Below are 19896 nucleotides of genomic sequence, written 5' to 3' on the forward strand. Positions count from 1 at the left end.
AGCAGACCCGTTCCGCCACTCGATTAACGGGTGCAACCGAACGTTAAACTGCAATTGTCGAACGAACCTGAAATCATTTTTTCTGCGTTCATCTGAACACGAAACAGACTAGCTGGAAGCCTGGCCGACGATCCAACGGTCCGGAAGGAATCACTCCGCGGCAGACACCGGCCGCTCCACGAGCCTGTGTACAGGCTTTGACTGCGGAAAGGGATCGAGCCAATAGACTTCCATCTGCCCGCTTCGGCCGCGCAGGTGATGCGCGCCGACCGGCCGCTGGTGCCGCTCACCAGGCAGATGCGCAACGGTGTCCGCACTCGCCAGGATGACGACTTCCGGGTTTTCGGGAACTTCCTTGCCAAGCGTCTGCAGGCGTTCGGCCGCGTTCACGGTGTCGCCGACAACGGTATAATTCCAGCGATCAAGCGCGCCGACATTGCCGACAACTGCCGGACCGGTGTGAATACCGATCCGAAGCGCCATCTGCGGACGCCCCTGGGTAACCGCGTTCAGATTCGACTGATGCAGCGCGGCTGCAATCCGGCGTGCGGTTCTGACAGCAGCCTCCGCATGGTCCGGGCGGGCATCAGGCGCGCCCCAGAAGGCCAGCATGCCATCCCCCAGGAATTTGTCGACCGTGCCGCCCTCGCCTTCAACAGCCTCGACCAGGATAGCGAAATGGTCATTCAGCAGGCTGGCGGTCTCTTCCGCACTCAGGTGCTCGGACAAGGCCGTGAACCCGACAATATCGGTAAAGAGGATCGTGAGTTCGGCACCGCGCGCCTGTGCAGCATTCCCGCCTCCCAATCGCATCAGCTTGATGAAGAGCGAGCGCGGCACATAGGTGTTCATGGCCTTGAGGCCTTCAACCATGGAATTGAAGGCGAGCGCCACCTGATCGATCTCCGCAACGCGGCTGCGCGGCAGGGGCTCAACCTCGTTGAGCGACAGGCTACCGATGCGCTTGGACTGAACTGCAAGGTAGCGCAACGGGCGGGCGACGCGCCGCCCCATCCAGAATGCGATCAGCACCGACACCACGAGCGCACCGAAGCCGACGAACATGGAGCCTGCAAGACGCCGCAGCTCCCGGGAGACCGTCGCGCTGAGGTAATACTGCCCGACAGTCCAGGGCCGGTCGCTGAAACCATCCAGCTGGGCCTTCATGACGATATATTCTTCGTTGTTTGCATCAACGGTGGAGACGTCGATGCCAAGTTCCGCAGCTTTCTTGAATTCGTCCAGCTTTTCTTCATTTACCATGGCAGCCAGAACGGGGTCGCCGATCGTCTGCCAGGAGCCCGGCAACTTGTCCTGAATGCTGCCGCCGGTCTGGAGCCAGGGAGCGTCCGAATGCAGGATCACCTGATCGCCGTCCGCGATGATGAAGACGGTGTTGTCGCCGCCCTCGTCCTGAGCAGAAACGATGTGGGCAAGTTCTTCCATGGACGTCGCAGCCGTCAGCATGCCGGCAACCTTGCCGTCCCGCACCAACGGCACCGAAACATTCGCGAAAAGACCGACCTCGTGTTTGACGAGCGGGCCCCAGGTCGGCGGACTGTCGGCGCTCAATTGCGGCATTTCCTGCATGCTCATGCCGGGTGGCGGTGCGTCGGTTTCAATCCGCCACAGTTTGCCGGTCGGTGCCCGATAGATCCCCAGCTTGCTTCTGTCGGTCGAAGTCACCACCAGTGTGGTGATGTCGTGATTGGATTTCAGCGCGATCGAGAGATCCTGCAGCGTCCTTTCCGTATCATCGAAGCCGAGCGTGCCGTCGTCGAAATAGGGCTTCAGGCCGATGATCGCGTTTTCGACAGACACGAAATGCGTCCGCAGCTGCGTCTCGAGCGCCTGAGTGCTCAGGATCGTCTTGTCGTTCAGCAGGGAAAACGTGTTGCGAAAGTTTGCAGAGACAGACAGGCCCAGCACAAGACCGATCGCAATCGCAACAAACGCACCGAACCCCAGCCCGACGATAGTCGTCAGGGGCAGCATTATGCGCCGGCCGGTGCGTTTCGATTTTTTCATTGGGCGGTGACCCTTGTTGCGAACAGGCAGCTTACCTGCATGACGGTTTCCGTCAAATTAAGGCAAGCTTTCGACTTTCCACCGCAAAGGACTGCCACCGCGATGTCTTTTGCCTTTAGCCGGTCAATCGACGCAGGGCCAGTTCCTGCAGCAAGATAATGGTTTTTGCGTCCATGATTTCACCGGAGCGGATCATCTCGAGCGCCTGGTCGAGGGGAACGTGCATCACCTCGATATCCTCCCCCTCTGTTTCCTTGCCGCCACCTTCGGCGACCTTGTCCTTCAGATGGTATGTCCCGCGGAAGAATGCCACATATTCGGTTACGGATCCCGGACTGCTGAATGCATCGAAGAGATGTTCCAGGTCCGAAACCTCAAATCCTGTTTCCTCGATCAGCTCCGCGCGCATGCGATCCTCCGGATGCGCACCTTCCAGAAGACCGGCAGGTGCTTCGATCAACATCGGGTCTCGGCCGGCAGCCCAGACTGGCAGCCGGAACTGGCGCGTCAGCAGCACGCAATTGCGTTCCGGATCGTAGAGCAGGCAGGTTGCTCCATGTCCCTTTTCGTAGACTTCACGCACCTGCGCCTGCCAATCGCCGTCCCGGCGCCTGTACTCGATCCGGTGGCGGGTCAGCGTTCCCCAGGAATTGGACAGAACTTCGCTATCGGAGACCTTGAGGTAATCCGGGGTACTCATGGCAGTGCTTTCTTCGTTCAGGAGTTCGGCTCAGACGTGATGCCCAGTTCCTTCAGGATTTCTTCCGTGTGCTCGCCAAGTGCCGGCGCGGCGCGGTCCAGCACGAGTGTCCCGTTCCGAAACCTGATGGGTGTGCGGACGGAGGCAACGGAGCCGCCTTCGACACCGGTCGCCGGCAGGTCGACCTTCATATCCCGGTGCAACACCTGTTTGTCGTTGAAGACATCTTCCACGGAATTGATCGGTCCAGCCGGAACACCCTCAACTTCAAGCGCAGCCAGGAGGTCGTCGCGGGCTCTCGTCGACGTTTCCGCCGTCAGGATCGGCACAAGGTCCGAGCGGGCGGCAACCCGCGCTGCGTTGGTGGCGTAGCGGGGATTGTCGGCAAGTTCCGGCAGGCCAAGAACAGCACAAAGGCGCCTGAACTGGCCATCATTGCCAACCGCGATGATCAGATGCCCGTCGCTGGCCGGAAAGACCTGGTAGGGAACGATGTTGGGATGCGCATTGCCCAGACGTTTCGGCGCCTTGCCCGAAACAAAGTAATTGAGCGCCTGGTTGGCCAGCACTCCGACCTGCGCATCGAGCAATGCCATGTCGACCCATTCGCCTTCGCCGGTTTCATCGCGGCGGCGCAAGGCGGCAAGAACGCCGATGACACCGTAAAGCCCGGTAAAGATATCCGCGAACGCCACCCCGATTTTCTGCGGGTCGCCTTCCGGGTCCCCGGTCAGATCCATGATGCCGCCCATGCCCTGGATCATGAAGTCATAGCCGGCCCGATGAGCGTAGGGACCGTCCTGACCGAACCCGGTGATCGAACAATAGATCAGCTTCGGATTGACCTTGGAAAGGCTGTCGTAGTCGAGGCCGTATTTGGCGAGCCCACCGACCTTGAAGTTCTCGACCAGAATGTCGGCATCCGCCACCAGGCGGCGGACGAGGTCCTGACCTTCCTGTGTGCGAAAGTCGACCGCAATGGAACGCTTGCCGCGGTTACAGGCATGAAAATAGGCGGCATCCCGGTCCGCGCCCGCCTCGTCCTTGACAAATGGCGGTCCCCAGCCCCGGGTATCATCGCCTTGCGGGCTTTCCACCTTGATGACGTCTGCCCCCAGGTCCGCCAGGGTCTGGCCCGTCCAGGGCCCGGCCAGAATGCGGGCCAGTTCGACAACCTTGATGCCTTTGAGCGGCGCGGTCATGTGTCTCTTCCTGAATAGTGCCGACGGTCAGGCTTCTGATGTCTTGCGATAGATATGATAGCGACCCCGGTGAATGCCATCCGGTTTTTTCAGGGGCTCGTAATTCGGCAGGTCGAGTTCGAGCGCGCACAGGATAATTCCGCCAACGGCCATGTGGGCATCTATTGAAGGAGCCAGCCAGGAAGCTGTCGCCAGGTCATTTGTAGGGTCAGCCGAACCGATGTCGATATGGGCGAACGACGCCTTCGCCCCGATCCGCGGCCCGCAGAAAACAAGCGTGTCGCGAATGTTGCCGAGGATCATGTGATGCGCGTCCGGAGCGCAGCTCGGGTGGCAGTCCATGGCGAAATCGAATACGAAAATTTCCTTGTTCGGATAAATCTCGCGCAGGTGGTCATAGGTTCTGCCATTGCCCAACCCGAGTTCCAGGATAGGTCCGTCGACTTCGTTGACCTTGTCGACCAGAAATTCGAGCAATGTTTTCTGGGATGTCATTCGACGAATAAAACTGTCCAAACGGCTCATGAAAAAAATTCCCTGCAACTTACGACGCACCTGACATAGACAATGCCCCGGCTGCCGTCAAAACCTCCCGTCCGTATTTAGGTGTTATCAAAGGCTGACGGAATACCAGCCCTTGCGGAAGGTCAAACAGGACTTTGCCGTAATCTGCGATCATGCTAACGCCTTAGCTCATCCTCACATTTTCATGAGGGTGCGGTTGCGGCCTCCAAAAAGGGCCTTTCGGCCAGGCACAGGCGGGCAATTGCGCCTAACATCAGCAGGAGAATTCGATGCGTTCAGAAACGGCGCCGGCCATACGGCTGGAAGACTATCAACCGCCACTTTATCGCATCGACAAGGTCGCCCTGAACGTTGAACTCGCCCCGGGCGCAACCCGCGTGACCGCGACGCTTGAGGTCAGCAGGCAACCGGGAACAGAGGCCGGCGCCCCGCTTGTGCTGGATGGTGACGAATTGTCACTTGCGGGCATCAAGCTGAACGGCGAAGCGCTTGCCGAGACTGCCTATGCAGCGACAGCCGATCGTCTCGAACTTGCCTCACCGCCTGCCGATCCGTTCGAGCTGACACTCGTGACCGAACTCGATCCGGACGCGAACACGAAGCTGATGGGGCTCTACCGCTCCTCGGCAACCTATTGCACCCAATGCGAGGCCGAGGGCTTTCGCAGGATTACCTATTTTCTGGACCGACCGGATGTCCTTGCCGTTTACACGACACGTCTGGAGGCCTCGAAGAAAGACTGCCCCGTTCTCCTGGCCAACGGCAATCTGACGGAGACAGGAGATATCGACGGCACCGGCAGGCATTATGCCGTGTGGCACGACCCGCACCCCAAACCGGCCTATCTATTCGCACTGGTTGCGGGCGATCTCGCCGAAGTTCCGGACACGTTCACCACCATGTCCGGCAAGGAGGTCGCACTCAACATCTACGTCGAGCATGGCAAGGAGAGCCTGTGTGACTGGGCCATGGATTCCCTGAAGAGGTCCATGCGCTGGGACGAGGAAGTGTTTGGCCGCGAATACGATCTGGATGTGTTCAACATTGTCGCCGTGTCGGACTTCAATATGGGCGCGATGGAAAACAAGGGCCTCAATATCTTCAACGACAAGTACGTTCTGGCCGACCCGGAAACGGCAACCGACCAGGATTATGCCAATATTGAAGCCGTGATCGCACACGAATACTTCCACAACTGGACCGGAAACCGCATCACCTGCCGGGACTGGTTCCAGCTGTGCCTGAAGGAAGGCCTGACGGTGTTCCGCGACCAGGAGTTTTCGTCCGACATGCGCTCGCGCGCGGTCAAGCGCATTGCCGATGTACGCTTGCTGAAGTCGCATCAGTTTCCGGAGGATGCAGGCCCGCTCGCACACCCTGTGCGTCCGCGAACCTATCATGAAATCAATAACTTCTATACGGCGACTGTCTATGAAAAAGGCGCCGAGGTTGTTCGCATGCTTCAGACGCTTCTGGGCGAACAGAAGTTCCGGGCCGGACTGGACCTCTATTTCGACCGCCATGACGGCGAAGCAACCACAATCGAGGCATTCCTGTCCTGCTTCGAGGAAGCATCGTCCACCGATCTTGAACAGTTTTCGCTCTGGTACGAGCAGGCAGGAACGCCAGTCGTGTCGGTGGAAACGGAATATGATCCCGACCGCAAGTCCTTCACCGTTTCATTGTCCCAGGAAATCCCGCCCATTGCCGGCCAGAAGTCCAGCAAACCGGCAGTCATCCCGCTTCGTTTCGGGTTGATCGGCCCCAATGGCGAGGACATGGAAACAGGCTCCGTGGAGGGTGCCAACGTCGCCGGCGATGTGCTTGTGCTCGACAAGGCTCACCAGGACGTCGTCTTCCACAATGTCGCCGCCGCTCCCGTTCTGTCTCTCCTGCGCGGTTTCTCCGCACCCGTTCGTCTGAACCAGCCCCTGCATTCCGAGGAACTCCTGTTTCAGGCAGCACAGGATCGGGACCCGTTCAATCGATGGCAGGCGGTGCAGACGCTGGCGATGCAGGACCTTGTGAGGCTTGCCGATCTGGTCCGTGACGGCTCGGAAGGCACGCCGTCCGAAGACGTCATCGGTGTGTTCGCGTCTGTTCTGGGTGAAACCCAGCTGGATGAAGCCCTGCGTGCGCAGGCACTCACATTGCCCAGCGAAGCGGATGTCGCACAGGAAATCGGCAAGGACGTCAACCCGGACGCCATTCACACGGCCCGTCAGATGCTGCGGCGCGCAGTTGCCGCCCGCATCGCATCTTCCCTCGTCCCGTTCATTACCGACCAGTCCGCAGGTGGGACCTTTTCTCCGGATGCGCAGGCAGCCGGAAAACGAGCGCTCGCAAACCGTTGCCTGCATTATTACGCAGTCTCCGGCGCAGCCGATGCGACTGACCTGGTCTGGTCGCGGTTTGCCTCTGCCGACAACATGACTGACCGCCTCGCGGCCCTCACCCTTCTGGTACACGACCATATGCCACGTGAAGAGGAAGCGCTTGCAGCTTACCGCGAGCGGCACACGGACAGCTCTCTGGCCATGGACAAGTGGTTCATGACCCAGGCCACCGCGCCCGGCAACGAAACGCTGGACCGGGTCAAGGCATTGATGTCGGACCCATCCTACGATGCCGGCAACCCGAACCGTGTCCGCTCGCTGCTGCAATCCTTTGCCACCGGCAACCCGACACAATTTGCCCGGATGGATGGTGCCGGATTTGAACTGATCGCCGAATCAGTTCTGGAGATCGATAAGCGAAATCCACAAGTGGCATCGAGACTTCTGACGAGCTTCCGCTCGTGGCGCGCACTTGACCCACAAAGAAGTGCCCTTGCTGAATCTGCCCTCTTGAGGATTTCAGCATGCGAAAATCTGTCGAGAGACAGCCGTGACATCGTCGACAGAACCTTGCAGTAGTCTGCAATACTGAGAAAGGTTAACGAAAGAACGGAAAATCCGGATTTGCGTTAACCATTTTATTCTTTGACGGGTCTGGACAAAAACAGACGATTTGATTCAAATGGAAGTGATTCGGGGCACCCCCGACGCGGCGGTTTTTGAGGCACACTTCCTATGGCGAGAGCATTAGCTGGCGACGCATCTGCGCGGCGCGGCGAGAAGGAGTCTGAGTGGGAGACAGACGCAGGCACAAAACGCCTGCCTCTGCGCAACCTCCTCGGCGCTCTGGCCGAAAGCCTGGCCCGCTCCGATAGCCTGATGCGACGCCTCATTCCCGGCCTCGCCATCATCTTCATCGTCATACTCGCCCTGTTCCGCACCGGCGACCTTGTTAGCGATTACACCCGGACCCAGGAAAACGCCCAGGTTACGCTCAGCCTGATGGCAACTGTCGTCGCCAGCGGCCTGATGTCGTCGGAAAACGATCTGCCTGAAACGGGCTACCGGACGACGTTGAAACGCATCCTTGCCGACAGTCTGCCCACAGGGGCGACCAGCAAGGGCCGCATTTACCTCGTTGCGGACCAATCCGGCACCATCGTTGCCTCGGCACCGCTCCAGCCATCGCTTGAAAGCCGGCCGATCAGCGACCTCCTTGGCCCGTCACAGCCACTCATGGTGTTTGGCGCCCGTGCCGGTGTGATGCCGGTTGCCACCAACCTTGGCACAGGCCGGGGCCAAGAACAGGTTCTTGCAACGGTTCATCACCTCGACGGCCGCCTCGGAATGGTGGCGGTGCTGCAGCCGGAAAACGAAATCTTCAGCCAGTGGCGGGATGACCTTTCGGCCAATGTGACGCTCTTCGTCGGAACTTCGCTGGTGCTGCTTGCGGTCATCTACGGCTTCTTCAGCCAGGCAACCCGCGCGGAAGCGGCTGACGACATGTATGCGGCAACCCGTGCCCGCATCGACACCGCCCTCACCCACGGCCGCTGCGGACTGTTCGATTGGGATCTGTCGCGCGGCAGAATGTTCTGGTCCTCTTCGCTGTACGAGCTGCTCGGACGCGAACCGAAGGACGATATTCTCAGCTTTGCCGATGTCGCAGACATCACCCATCCCGATGACATCGACCTTCTGGGCCTTGCCGAGCACCTGCTGGAAAGCGGTGAAACCCTTGTCGATGAGACCTTCCGCATGCGCCACGCCGACGGAAGCTGGATCTGGCTTCGCGCCCGTGGTGAAATCCAGTCGGAACCCGGCCGTGCCGAGCCGCACCTCATCGGTATCTGCATCGACATTACCGAGCAGCACGAGCTTGCCGAACAGAGCCGTATGGCAGATCTTCGCCTGCGTGATGCGATCGAGACAATCTCGGAAGCTTTCGTTCTGTGGAATGCCCGAAACGAGCTTGTGATCTGCAATTCCAACTATCAGTCGCTGCACAGCCTGCCGAACGCCGTGATCAAGCCTGGCACACCCTACAAGGACGTGATGGCAGCTGCCTCCAATGCCGAAGTAGCACCGCAACCGGTCACTCTTCGCCAGCGTGGCGGTGCTCCTGACGGCTCCTACGAAGCGCAACTGGAAGACGGTCGCTGGCTGCAGATTTCCGAGCGGCGCACCAAGGACGGCGGTTTCGTGTCTGTCGGGACCGACATTACCCCGCTCAAGAAACACGAAGAAAAGCTGATCGACTCCGAAAAGCGGTTGAGGGCAACCGTTTCCGACCTCCAGAAGTCCCGTCAGACCCTTGAGGTTCAGGCCCGGCAGCTGGTGGAAATGGCAGAGAAGTACCAGGAAGAGAAAACCCGGGCGGAAGCCGCCAACAAGGCCAAGTCCGAATTCCTGGCCAATATTTCTCATGAACTGAGAACGCCGCTCAACGCCATCATCGGCTTCTCCGACATCATGACGCAGGAAATGTTCGGCCCCGTCGGCACCGACAGGTATTCCGACTACTGCAAGGATATCTATTCTTCCGGCACTTACCTGCTGAACGTGATCAACGACATTCTCGATATGTCCAAGATCGAAGCCGGTCGCATGAGTATCGAGACCGAAACGGTCAATGCTTCGGAATCGGCCGAAGATGCCAGCCGGATCGTCACGGGAGCTGCAACCGAGAAGAACATCACCGTCACCACGGATGTCGTTGAAAACGTCTCGGTGCACGCAGACAAGCGGGCGCTCAAACAGATCCTGCTGAACCTGCTGGCCAATGCGGTGAAGTTCACGCCGGACAATGGCACCGTTACGCTCAGGGCACGGCCGCGCGGAGACAAGCTGCATTTCGAAGTGATCGACACAGGCATCGGAATTTCGGAGCGCGATATAGAACGCCTTGCTCAACCCTTCGTGCAGGTGGAAAACCAGTTCACCAAGACCCACCAGGGCTCGGGCCTCGGACTAGCCATCGCCCGCTCGCTGGTTGAACTTCATGGCGGAGCGCTGGTAATCAAGTCGGAAGTCAAGAAAGGCACCACTGTCAGCTTCACCTTGCCGCTTGCCGACAAGGAAGCCGCCTGAAGAGTTTTACCCTCCAGGCGAGCCAGGTTGTCCGTAGCCCTAAAGCACAGCAGATCAGTCGTTGCCGCTTGTTGTTGCCAGTTCACTCAGGATGTCGAGCGAACGGGTCCAGAGCAATGCGCCGCCTTCCTCCGGAAAAAACCGGCGACTTGCATTGGGCAATCTGCCTGCGAGCGAAAGACCGAAGTCCGGTGAATGAACCGGGCTGCCATCCTTGCCGCCGTACCAGAGCGAGACCGGGCAGTTGATCATGCCAAGGTCGATACACCAGGGCCTGAGCGCTGCGAGCGTATCAAGGACATATCCTTTCGGTCCCTGCCTGAAACCTTCCCGAAGGGCGTGCCTGTAGGCCGCGGCGAAAGGTTCGACGCCATACACCGACCTGTCTTCCGGTGAGCTCATCGACAGTACCAGGTCGTAGAAGCCATCCGGCTCGGCGAAGCCTTCAAGCATGGCAGAAAACCCTGCGGGGTCTTCCTGTGCATGCCGGGTCATATCCCTCACCTGATCCGGCAAACCATCCGCGAATTCCGGACGGTAGAGTTCATCCTGGCCGGAGACGATCGCAAGGGAGCTTGCAGATCCCGACGCTGCAGCGGCGAAAGCGAAAGGCGCTCCTTGCGAAAAGGCGACCACTGGGATGCCGACAAGGCCAAGGTTCGCAACAAGTTCGCCAACGTCACGCGCGACACTTGCCAGTGACTTGTCAGGATCGGGCGATGAAGCGCCGAGGCCCGGCCTGTCCGGTGCAATCAATCGAAGGTTTAGCTTTTCGAGATGTTCCAGGCCAAAGCCGAGTGTGCCGGCCATGCCGGCGCCTGTCAGAAACAGAACCGGCGTGCCTGTCACCGGGCCCCATTCAGACCAGGCAAACACACGGCTGCCAGCCAGCGCAATACGGTCGCTCCGGTCCGGACGACGGACCGTTTCGTCGAATGAATAAGTCATGAGGTTTCTCAGAGTATGGGAAAGGGTTCGCTCAAGAGAGCGCGAATGATTTGAAATCGGCCGCCGGTGCGGTCCTTCCCTATCCCAATGGAAACAGCTTGGCAATCCGGGTCAAGTGTTGACCGTTTCAACCTCGCCAATCAGCCGCACAAACGTCTCGCGCACCTTCACCTGAAGGTCTGCGAGCTCTGCTTCCAACCGGGTGAAAGTCGGACTGCCGGAGGCCTGAACCAGGAGATCCAGCACCCCGCGGGGTGCTTCTGCCGGCACGAACTTGCCGGAAAGAGCCAGCCGCAACACCTGGGTCAGTCGGTGGTAAAGCCTGAGAGCTTCCAGCAACAGCCCGGCGTCGCCCAGCGTGAGGAAGCCGGCGTCGCGGGCCAGTTCCAAAGCCTGTTCCGTGCTTTGCGCCAGGATTTCCGGGTTTTCCTGAGCGTGTGCAAGCTGCAGAAACTGGGCAAGAAACTCGATATCGACCAGACCGCCGGCCACCTGTTTCAGATCCCAGACATCCTTGGTGCCTTTTTCCTTCTCGATCCGGGCACGCATGGTGCGAACATCGTCGGCCAGCTTCGTCAGATCACGCGTCTGCACCAACGTGCCACAGATGCTGTCGACAATCTTCTGTTTGAACTCAGGCGTCGTGGACGCAATCACCCGTCCACGCGTCAAAGCCATATGCTCCCAGGTCCAGGCCTCTTTCTGCTGATAGGCTATGAAGCCGTCCAGATTGGTCGCGAGCGGACCTGCATTGCCGGACGGACGAAGCCGGAAATCAACCTCGTAAAGCGAGCCTTCGGCCGTCGGTGCGCTGAGGGCCGTGACCAGCCGCTGGGTCAGACGGGTGTAATACTGGGTGATTGCCAAAGGCCGCTTTCCATCAGACTGCTTGACGTCTTCCGGAGCTTCGTAAAGCAGGATCAGGTCCAGATCGGAGGCTGCCGTCATTTCGCGCCCCCCAAGCTTGCCCATGGCCAGGACCGCGATATTGCCCCCCGGCACCGTGCCGTTGCTTTCGCCGACATGCACGATCACCTGCTTCAGGATCCGGTCGACGACAACTTCGGCCAGCCGTGCCAGTGCAAACCCTACCCGGTCGGCGGACAAGGTATCTGAAATCATCCGCAAGCCGATCAGGAACTGCTGCTCCTGGGTAAATATCCGCGCCCTGTCCAGTGCTTCCTCATAAAAGCGGGCCTGAGACAGGGTTCTGTCGAGCCCGGCGCGGAACTCCTCGACGCTCGGCATGGCGCCGAAAAACGCCGGATCGAGGACTGCATCCAACACATGAACCCGCTTGGAGACCGTTTCGGCCATGCGTGGCGCAGCGCCCATGGTGGTTGCCAGCAACGTCAGGAGCTGTGGATTGGACCGCAGCAGCGAGAACAGCTGCACGCCCGCCGGCAGCTTGGCCAGAAAGTTGTCGAACGCCCGCAGGGCAGCGTCCGCATTGTCCGTGGCCGCCAGCGCACTGAGAAGCGCAGGATGCATTTCGGTCAGCCGCTCCCGCGCCTTGGTCGAACGGGTGCACGGATAGCGGCCGAAATGCCAGGACTTGACGATCGCGGCAGCTTCCGCGGGCTGCTTGAAACCAAGACCGGCAAGCGTCTCCAGGGTCCCGGGATCGTGGTCATCGCCGGTAAAGACCAGATTGCCCAGCTCGGACGACAGTGCCGGTTCATCTTCGAACAGTTCGGCATAGTGGTGCTGAACCGTTCGCAAGTGGTCGAGCAGTGCCGTTTCAAAGGCTGCAAGCGTGTCGTAGCCCATCAGCGCGGAAACCCGCTTCATGCCGTCTTCATCCTTCGGCAGAAGCTGGGTCTGCTCGTCGTTCAGCATCTGGATGCGATGCTCGACATTGCGCAGGAACCGGTAGGCGGCGGCCATTTCGTCGCGTGTCTTGCCCTTGATCCAGTCTGCATCCACCAGAGCGTCCAGCATGTCGAGTGTGCGACGTCCGCGAAGGGCCGGGTTGCGGCCACCCGCGATCAGCTGCTGGGTCTGGACGAAGAACTCCACTTCCCGGATGCCGCCACGGCCGAGTTTGACGTTATGTCCGGCAACCGCAATGGCCCCGTGGCCCTTGTGCATATGGATCTGGCGCTTGATCGACTGAACGTCAGCAATTGCTGCAAAGTCCAGGTACTTGCGCCAGATGAACGGCACGATTTCATGCAGGAAGGATTCGCCGGCGGGAATGTCGCCCGCGCAGGGCCGCGCCTTGATCAGCGCCGCCCGTTCCCAGTTCTGCCCGAGGGATTCGTAATAGACCAGCGCAGCAGGCACCGACATGGCAAGTGGGGTCGCACCGGGATCGGGGCGCAGGCGAAGATCCGTACGGAAGACGTAACCGTCCGCGGTCCGATCCTGCATGATCTTGACCAGGCGCCGCGTCAGCCGAACGAATTCCACCGGAGCTTCCGCTGTTCCCGCCATGGGCGCCTTGGCCGGGTCGTAAAGAACGATCAGATCGATATCGGACGAATAGTTCAGCTCATTTGCGCCGTGCTTGCCCATGGCAAGGACGATGAGGCCGCTATCGACTTCCGGCTTCTCCAGGTCATGCGGTGCGAACTTGTTCAGACGGACCAGATCGCCGAGGCAGAACCTGATTGCCGCCGTCAGCGCGGCGTCGGCAAACCCGGCCAGGGCACCGGTAACGCGGTTCAGACCGATCGCACCTGAGATATCGGCGAGGCCGAGCGTCAAGGCGAGATCGTGTTTGAAGTGGCGCAAGGTCCGCATGATACCGGCCTCGTCCTCCGCCCGCGCTTCACGGGCGGCAGACAGCAGGTTTTCAAGACGGCTTTCCGGCGCTTCCTGCAGCAAGCGAAGGAGACGCGGTGGATCGGCGAGCATCAGATCGCGCAGATAGGGCGAGTTTCCAATAACCCCGATCAGGAAACCTTCCAGGTCCGGTTTTTCGTGCAGAAGAGCGTTGAGGGCCTCACCGGCTTCGGCATGAGCCAGAAGATCTTTCAGGAACAGGGCTGCATGATCGGGATCCGGTGCCGTTGGGACCACCGCGATCCGGTCGGCCAGAACGCCCGCGCCACCGTCCTGGTCAGTTCCCGTCTCCCGTTTGCCCGGCTGTGCCGCCTTGTTCATGCCCGCTCCTGCTGCTGTCCGGTTTCACCGGCTTGAGATCGATCCGGGCGCTCAGCCCCGGGTCCTCATTCATGAAGCGCAAGTCTCCGCCATGCAAGCGGGCAACCGCCTTGACAAGACTCAATCCAAGGCCTGTTCCAGGTTCGGAACGGCTTTCCTCCAGCCGAACGAAACGTTCCTTCACCCGGTCCTGGTCCTTTTCCGGAATGCCGGGACCATTGTCGGTGACGCTGAGGACGATGCGGCCGTCCTCCTCCCGCCCGCCAAGGCGAATAAGCAGGTCGCCAGTTTCAGGACGACCGTATTTCAGTGCATTCTCAATGAGATTCACCAGTACCTGGCTGATGAGGTCGCGATTACAGTCTGCCTTCAACCCTTCGGGCAAATCGGTTTCAAGCTTGCCGCCCTCATCTTCAACCAACGGCTCGTAAAGTTCGGCAACCTCGGCAACCAGCTTGTTGAGATCGGTCGGCTCCATGACGGAGGCCGGTGCCATGGATTCAACACGCGCAATACGCAGCAGCGCGTTGAATATCCTCAGGAGCTGGTCGGATTCCTCCAGTGTCGCTTCCAGGGCGCCGCGGTAGCCCTCCTCCCCCTTGGCTTCCCGCAAGGCATTTTCGATCCGGGTCTGCAGGCGCGTCAGTGGTGTCTTCAGGTCATGGGCGATGTTGTCTGTCACATCCTTCATCGACTGCATCAGCAGTTCGATCCGGTCGAGCATCGTGTTGAGATTGATCGCCAGACGATCGAATTCGTCGTCATTGCCCGCAACGGGCAGACGGCCGGAGAGCTCGCCCTGCATGATCGTGCGACTGGTGGCGGAAATCTCGTCGATGCGCTTCATCACCCTGCGGCTGACAAACAACCAGGTGATCGCGGCCATGACCACCACGACGACCAGCCACAGGCGCAAGGCGTTGGCCAGAAGGTTGGAGAACCTGAGCTGGTCGCCCAGGTCACGCCCAACCAGCAGACGGAAGCCGCCGCGAAGCTCAAACGTGCGCACCATGGCCTGCCGCTCTACGTCCTCTGCATCCTGGCCAAGGCGCGTGTAACGAACCCGGCGCAATCCACCATCGGCCTCTTCGAGAACGGTGGTCGGCAGGCGGGCAATATTCCCGACAAGCGCATTGCCGGCAAAATCGACGAGGAGATAAAGGCTGGCATCCGGGTGGCGGGAGCGCCTGTCGATGGTTTCGACAAGATCGCGAACACCGCCGCGCACATAGACGTCGGCAAGTGTTTTCAGTTCTGAATCGACGGATTGAACCACCTGCTCGGACATCAGGTTGTCCGTGTTGTCCGCAATATAGAACAGCAGCACACCGGACATCACCGTGAAGACGGCAATGTAGAGCAGCGACAGCTTGAAGGCTGTGGTTCTGGTAAACCTAGTGAGCCGCGTCACGGATCGTATATCCGGCACCCCGGATGGTGTGCAGAAGTGGTGTTTCGAAACCCTTGTCGATCTTGCCGCGCAGACGGGAGATATGGACGTCGATCACGTTGGTCTGCGGATCGAAGTGATATTCCCAGACGTTTTCGAGCAACATCGTACGGGTCACAACCTGACCGGCGTTCTGCATGAGATATTCCAGAAGGCGGAATTCACGCGGCTGCAGCGGGATTTCCGTTTCGCCGCGGCGGCACGAATGCGCCATCCGGTCCAGCGTCAGGTCACCGACGGTATAGGTGGTTTCAATCTGGCTGGCCGACTTGGGGCGTCGTGCCAGTGCCTCTATGCGGGCTTGAAGTTCGGTAAAGGCGTAAGGCTTGGGCAGATAGTCATCGCCACCGGCCTTCAGGCCCTTGACGCGGTCATCGACCTGACCGAGCGCCGAGAGGATCAGCACCGGCGTGTGGTTGCCTTCCCGGCGCAGGTCCTGAATGACCGAAAGGCCGTCCATCTTCGGCAGCATGCGGTCAACAATGAGGATGTCGTAGTCCCTGTCGAGGGCCATATCCAGCCCGGTCCGCCCATCGGCAGCCTGGTCGGCGGTGTGGCCCAGTTCACTCAAACCCTTGACGAGGTAGCTTGCAGCTTCCGGGTCGTCTTCAATGACAAGAATCCTCAACATCTCATCCTTTTAGCTTGAGTTGGCCCTAAAGAAAATGGCTGACGGCGGCGATGGATGTGAGAGTCGCCGCCGCCAGTCAGTCAGGGTTTAGCAGATAAACCCTTGGCAATGACCGGCCCGTCGGGGTTTGGGGGCAGAGGGCAGGCCGGTCTTGCCTCACAGGTCCGGTTCGGGGCAGAACCGGCCCCTGATCAGGCGAGGTTCATGGGCAGGGCCACGAACCGTGTCGTGTTGTTGCTTTCAACCCGGAAGAGAACCGCCTTGCGGCCATCCTTTTCCGCCTTGTCCAGCGCCTTCAGCACATCGGACGGGCTGTTGACCTTCATGCCAGCCACTTCCAGGATCACGTCACCGGTGTTGAGGCGCTTTTCGGCTGCCGGGCTTTCCGGGTCGATTTCGGCAATAACCACGCCGTCACCTTCCAGGCCAGCTTCGGCTTTCGTCGTCAGGACCAGGCCGAGATCATCCAGGCTGGTCTTGCTTTCACCGGCCTCCGGCTGAACGGCTGCAACCTGTTCCTGATCCTGCAGGCGGCCCAGTGTCACGGTGACGTCCTCTTTCTGGCCGTCACGCCAGACCGTGATGTCCACCTGGCTGTCGGGCTCGTAAGCCGCAATGATCTTGGACAGCTCGCGCGGGCCCTTCACTTCAGTGCCGTCAACGGCAAGGATGGTGTCGCCCGAGCGCAGGCCAGCCTTCTGTGCCGGGCTGTTTTCCTGCGCTTCCGCGACGATGGCGCCGCGGGCCTCTTCGAGGCCAAGGCTCTCCGCGATGTCATCCGTGACGTTCTGAATCTGAACGCCCAACCAGCCGCGAACGACGGTACCGTCGTCCTTCAGCTCCATGATGACATCCTGCGCGGTCGAAGCCGGAATTGCGAAGGCGATACCGACGTTGCCACCGGACGGCGAGAAGATCGCCGCATTCACACCGATGACTTCGCCATGCATGTTGAAGGCCGGACCACCGGAGTTGCCACGGTTGACCGGAGCATCGATCTGGATGAAGTCGTCATAAGGACCGGCGCCGATGTCACGGCCACGTGCCGAGACGATACCCGCCGTGACGGAGCCGCCGAGACCGAACGGATTACCGATAGCGACAGTCCATTCGCCGACCTGCGGTGCTTCCTTGGCGAAATCGACATAGGTGAACGTTTCGTCGCTTTCGACTTTCAGAAGGGCCAGATCCGTCCGTTTGTCGGCGCCGATGAGCTTGGCATCATATTCCTTGCCGTCACGGTCGATCACGGTGAACTCGGTCCCGTTTTCGATCACGTGATGGTTGGTGACGAGGTAACCGTCATCAGAGATGAAGAAGCCGGAGCCCTGGGAAATGCCATACTGGCGCGGGGCACGGCGCTGATTTTGTTGCTGGTCACCGCCACCCTTGCCGCCGAACTCGCGGAAGAAGCGCTGGAACGGATGGCCATCAGGCAGGCCCTTGAAGAAGTCTTCGAAATTGTCGTTGCCGCCACCGAAGTTCATCATGCGCGGTTCTGCGGCCTGCTTGACCTGAACGCTGACAACGGCCGGGCTGACGGCAGTGACGACGTGGGAGAAGTCCAGCGGAGCCGCGGTATCGACACGGACAGCATCAGCCAGAGCCAACTGGCTCGGAACAATGGTCTGTGCCGTCAGAAGTCCGGCTGCGCCGAGCGCGACGACGCCTGCCAGCAGTTTGGCGCGACGGGAGCGCAGGGGAGAAACTGAGCGACTGTTTTGCATGTTGTCTTCCTCTTTCGAGATAAGGTTTGAAAACCATTTCCTGGACTGCTTGCGGGGAAAGCGCTCCAGGTTCGAAAGTGAAAGTAGGTGAACCAGTCTTACAGGCGCCTGTCGGCGGCATTACGGTTTTGTAAGGTTGGAAGAAATGACAGAAAACGTGAGGAAAACCGCCACGATCGGGGCACAAGTGGCAACGGTTTTTTCCGTCCCGAACATGCACAGAACTGAAAACCGAGTGCAGGAAGCAGGAAACAGCCGGCCAGCGACCCAGGCAGAGTGTTCTCTGCGTCGCGTTACGACGGATTTGATTCGCCTGTCAGGGGAAGACGACCGGCGTATCTCCCGCCTGCCATCGGTTCCATTTCGGCATCACGGATTGGAACCGGGACGACACTTCGAAGGCTTCCAGCCAGGCGCTCAGCGACGTCCACTCCTGGCTGTCGAACCAGATGCGGTCCGAGTTGGCGAACTGACGAACGAACGGCAGGATCGCAAAGTCGGCCAGCGAGGCCTTGCCGCCGAAAAGCCAGGGCGTAGCGGCGAGACGGCTGTCCAGATGCCAAAGGAACTCCGCAGCACCGGCTTGCTCTGTTTCCCTGTCAGTGTCCGGATATCTCGTATCGTACTTGTAGCGATCCAGATGGCTTTTGAACGGGCCATCGCAAACGCCGATCAATTCCAGCATGGCATCGAGATCGCCTTTTTCCGGCTTCAGCCAGTTTTCCGGGTCGGACCGGTCAAGCGCCCAGAGCATGATGTCGAGGCTTTCATCGATCACCGTTTCACCGGTCTTCAGGCAGGGTACCGTTGCCGAAGGAGAAGTTTCCAGAAATTCGGGTGCCTTGTCCCTCAGGACGATTTCCCGCAATTCGACCTGCTCGCCACTTGCGGCAATCGAGAGCCTTGCCCTGATGGCATAGGGGCAGCGGCGGAAAGAATAGAGGATCGGCATCAAGGTTGCGTTCATGCGCGTGGAATGACCCATCGGTGCCTGCAGGTCAACAGTGCCGAAATCACCTTATTGCAACAAAGCACTTGGTGGTTTTCACAGGTTATAAAGGAAATTTGGCGAAACTTATGCCGATAGGGTACGGACATGAGCGACTCGCTTCTTAAGCTTGCCAGGGACAGTTCTTCAGAGAAAAAACACGAGCTTGCCGAGCACGTGACAGGCCTGCTTGTTGCCCGCGCAGACGACCCCGGCTCCGAAGAGACGCATCTTCTGAACAACATGCTCGAGGGCGTCTACGATTCCCTTGCTCACGACGCCAAGCGCAAGATGTCCGAACGTCTTGCAGATGTGCCGTCAATGTCCTCCAAGCTTGCCGCGGCAATGGCCGGCGACGACCTGCCTGTGGCCCAGGCAGTGCTGGAACGCTCCAAGTCGCTTCGCGAGGAAGATCTGCGCAAGATCGCGGAAACCAAGGACCAGGGTTACCTTCTGGCCCTCGCCAAGCGCGACCACGTCAGCAACGATATCAGCAATATCCTGATCAAGCGCGGCAGCAGGGATGTCAAACATACGCTGGCCGCCAACCTCGGCGCCGAGATCACCATGCCGGTGTTCGAAAGCCTGGTGAAGGACATGCCCAAGCAGCTTGGTGATCGCATCCGGCACTTGCGCAAGTCGAACGAGGAGCTGCTGGAAGATCTGTTCCGTGACGACGGTGAAGTCGCTGCCGGTGCGGAACTGGTGAAAAAGCAATCCAAGATCAGCCCGAAGGCGTGGCTGATGGGCATCCGTCTCGGCAAGACGACCCTGAACAAGGCGGTCTACCAGCTGGCCCAGGAACACAATCTTCTCGATGCGGTCGCCTTGCTCTCGTTCTTCTCCGGCCTCGACATGAAATATGTCCACAATCTCATGGTCCGGTTCGATTCCACCGGCATCGCCACCGTCTGCCGGGCGACCGGCATCGGTGCAATGGAATTCCAGGCCGTGTGCAAGGAACGATGCAAGCATCTGAAGTTTCCAGAAAGCACCGGCAGCAAGTGGCTGACGAACTACCACATGCTCGATGACACCGATGCCCGCCGGCTTCTGGCGCTCATGAAAATCAGGCTGAAAGCAGCCAAACACGAGCAGGCTGCCTGATCGCCACCGGCCCAAGTGCGAAAATCCGTTTCGCGACAGGGCGAAAATTGAGTTTC

13 protein-coding genes are annotated in these 19896 nt (G+C 59.6%); 3 read left to right on the top strand and 10 right to left on the bottom strand.

Going from position 1 to position 19896, the window contains the following annotated elements:
* Window positions 1-150: 150 nt before the first annotated feature.
* The 4 genes from HCG46_RS26540 to HCG46_RS26555 form a co-directional block, all read right to left on the bottom strand.
* The gene (locus HCG46_RS26540; RefSeq protein ID WP_209009635.1) at window positions 151-2028 is read right to left on the bottom strand and encodes an adenylate/guanylate cyclase domain-containing protein; all 1878 of its coding nucleotides are present in this window, start codon (window positions 2026-2028) and stop codon (window positions 151-153) included.
* A gap of 115 nt (window positions 2029-2143) precedes the next feature.
* Window positions 2144-2728 carry an NUDIX domain-containing protein gene (locus HCG46_RS26545; RefSeq protein WP_168687967.1) on the bottom strand — a complete coding sequence of 195 codons (585 nt, stop codon included), beginning with the start codon at window positions 2726-2728 and terminating at the stop codon, window positions 2144-2146.
* Between the two features lie 17 nt (window positions 2729-2745).
* The gene (locus HCG46_RS26550) at window positions 2746-3930 is read right to left on the bottom strand and encodes a CaiB/BaiF CoA-transferase family protein (RefSeq protein ID WP_168687968.1); all 1185 of its coding nucleotides are present in this window, start codon (window positions 3928-3930) and stop codon (window positions 2746-2748) included.
* A gap of 27 nt (window positions 3931-3957) precedes the next feature.
* Complete coding sequence (locus tag HCG46_RS26555) at window positions 3958-4455, bottom strand: class I SAM-dependent methyltransferase (protein WP_168687969.1); 498 nt, start codon at window positions 4453-4455, stop codon at window positions 3958-3960.
* Between the two features lie 269 nt (window positions 4456-4724).
* Between HCG46_RS26555 and pepN the strand changes: the two genes are divergently transcribed.
* Window positions 4725-7370: an aminopeptidase N gene (gene pepN / locus HCG46_RS26560; RefSeq protein WP_168687970.1), complete on the top strand. Its 2646-nt coding sequence runs from the start codon at window positions 4725-4727 to the stop codon at window positions 7368-7370.
* A 156-nt stretch (window positions 7371-7526) separates the two neighbouring features.
* The gene (locus HCG46_RS26565) at window positions 7527-9881 is read left to right on the top strand and encodes a PAS domain-containing sensor histidine kinase (RefSeq protein WP_168687971.1); all 2355 of its coding nucleotides are present in this window, start codon (window positions 7527-7529) and stop codon (window positions 9879-9881) included.
* Between the two features lie 54 nt (window positions 9882-9935).
* On the opposite strand, the gene HCG46_RS26570 is transcribed toward HCG46_RS26565, so the two are convergent.
* From HCG46_RS26570 to HCG46_RS26595, 6 genes are all read right to left on the bottom strand, one after another.
* Window positions 9936-10829 carry an alpha/beta hydrolase gene (locus tag HCG46_RS26570; protein WP_168687972.1) on the bottom strand — a complete coding sequence of 298 codons (894 nt, stop codon included), beginning with the start codon at window positions 10827-10829 and terminating at the stop codon, window positions 9936-9938.
* A gap of 111 nt (window positions 10830-10940) precedes the next feature.
* A complete protein-coding gene (locus tag HCG46_RS26575) occupies window positions 10941-13937 on the bottom strand; it encodes a bifunctional [glutamine synthetase] adenylyltransferase/[glutamine synthetase]-adenylyl-L-tyrosine phosphorylase (protein ID WP_168687973.1) in 2997 nt (998 codons plus the stop codon).
* A complete protein-coding gene (locus tag HCG46_RS26580; RefSeq protein WP_168687974.1) occupies window positions 13894-15348 on the bottom strand; it encodes a HAMP domain-containing sensor histidine kinase in 1455 nt (484 codons plus the stop codon). Before HCG46_RS26580 ends, HCG46_RS26575 begins: the two co-directional genes overlap by 44 nt.
* Complete coding sequence (locus HCG46_RS26585) at window positions 15332-16018, bottom strand: response regulator transcription factor (protein WP_022997819.1); 687 nt, start codon at window positions 16016-16018, stop codon at window positions 15332-15334. The genes HCG46_RS26580 and HCG46_RS26585 overlap by 17 nt, the downstream gene beginning before the upstream one ends.
* Window positions 16019-16209: 191 nt before the next feature.
* Complete coding sequence (locus HCG46_RS26590) at window positions 16210-17745, bottom strand: Do family serine endopeptidase (protein WP_022997820.1); 1536 nt, start codon at window positions 17743-17745, stop codon at window positions 16210-16212.
* Window positions 17746-18061: 316 nt separating this feature from the next.
* On the bottom strand, window positions 18062-18730 hold the full coding sequence (locus tag HCG46_RS26595; RefSeq protein ID WP_209009637.1) for a glutathione S-transferase: 669 nt from the start codon (window positions 18728-18730) through the stop codon (window positions 18062-18064).
* A 111-nt stretch (window positions 18731-18841) separates the two neighbouring features.
* Between HCG46_RS26595 and HCG46_RS26600 the strand changes: the two genes are divergently transcribed.
* Window positions 18842-19840, top strand: coding sequence for a DUF2336 domain-containing protein (locus HCG46_RS26600; protein ID WP_168687975.1), 999 nt, complete (start codon window positions 18842-18844; stop codon window positions 19838-19840).
* The last annotated feature ends 56 nt before the right edge of the window (window positions 19841-19896 follow it).

Origin of the sequence: Labrenzia sp. PO1, from assembly GCF_012273635.1 — a bacterium.
In the GTDB taxonomy this organism is placed as follows: Bacteria; Pseudomonadota; Alphaproteobacteria; order Rhizobiales; family Stappiaceae; genus Roseibium; species Roseibium algicola.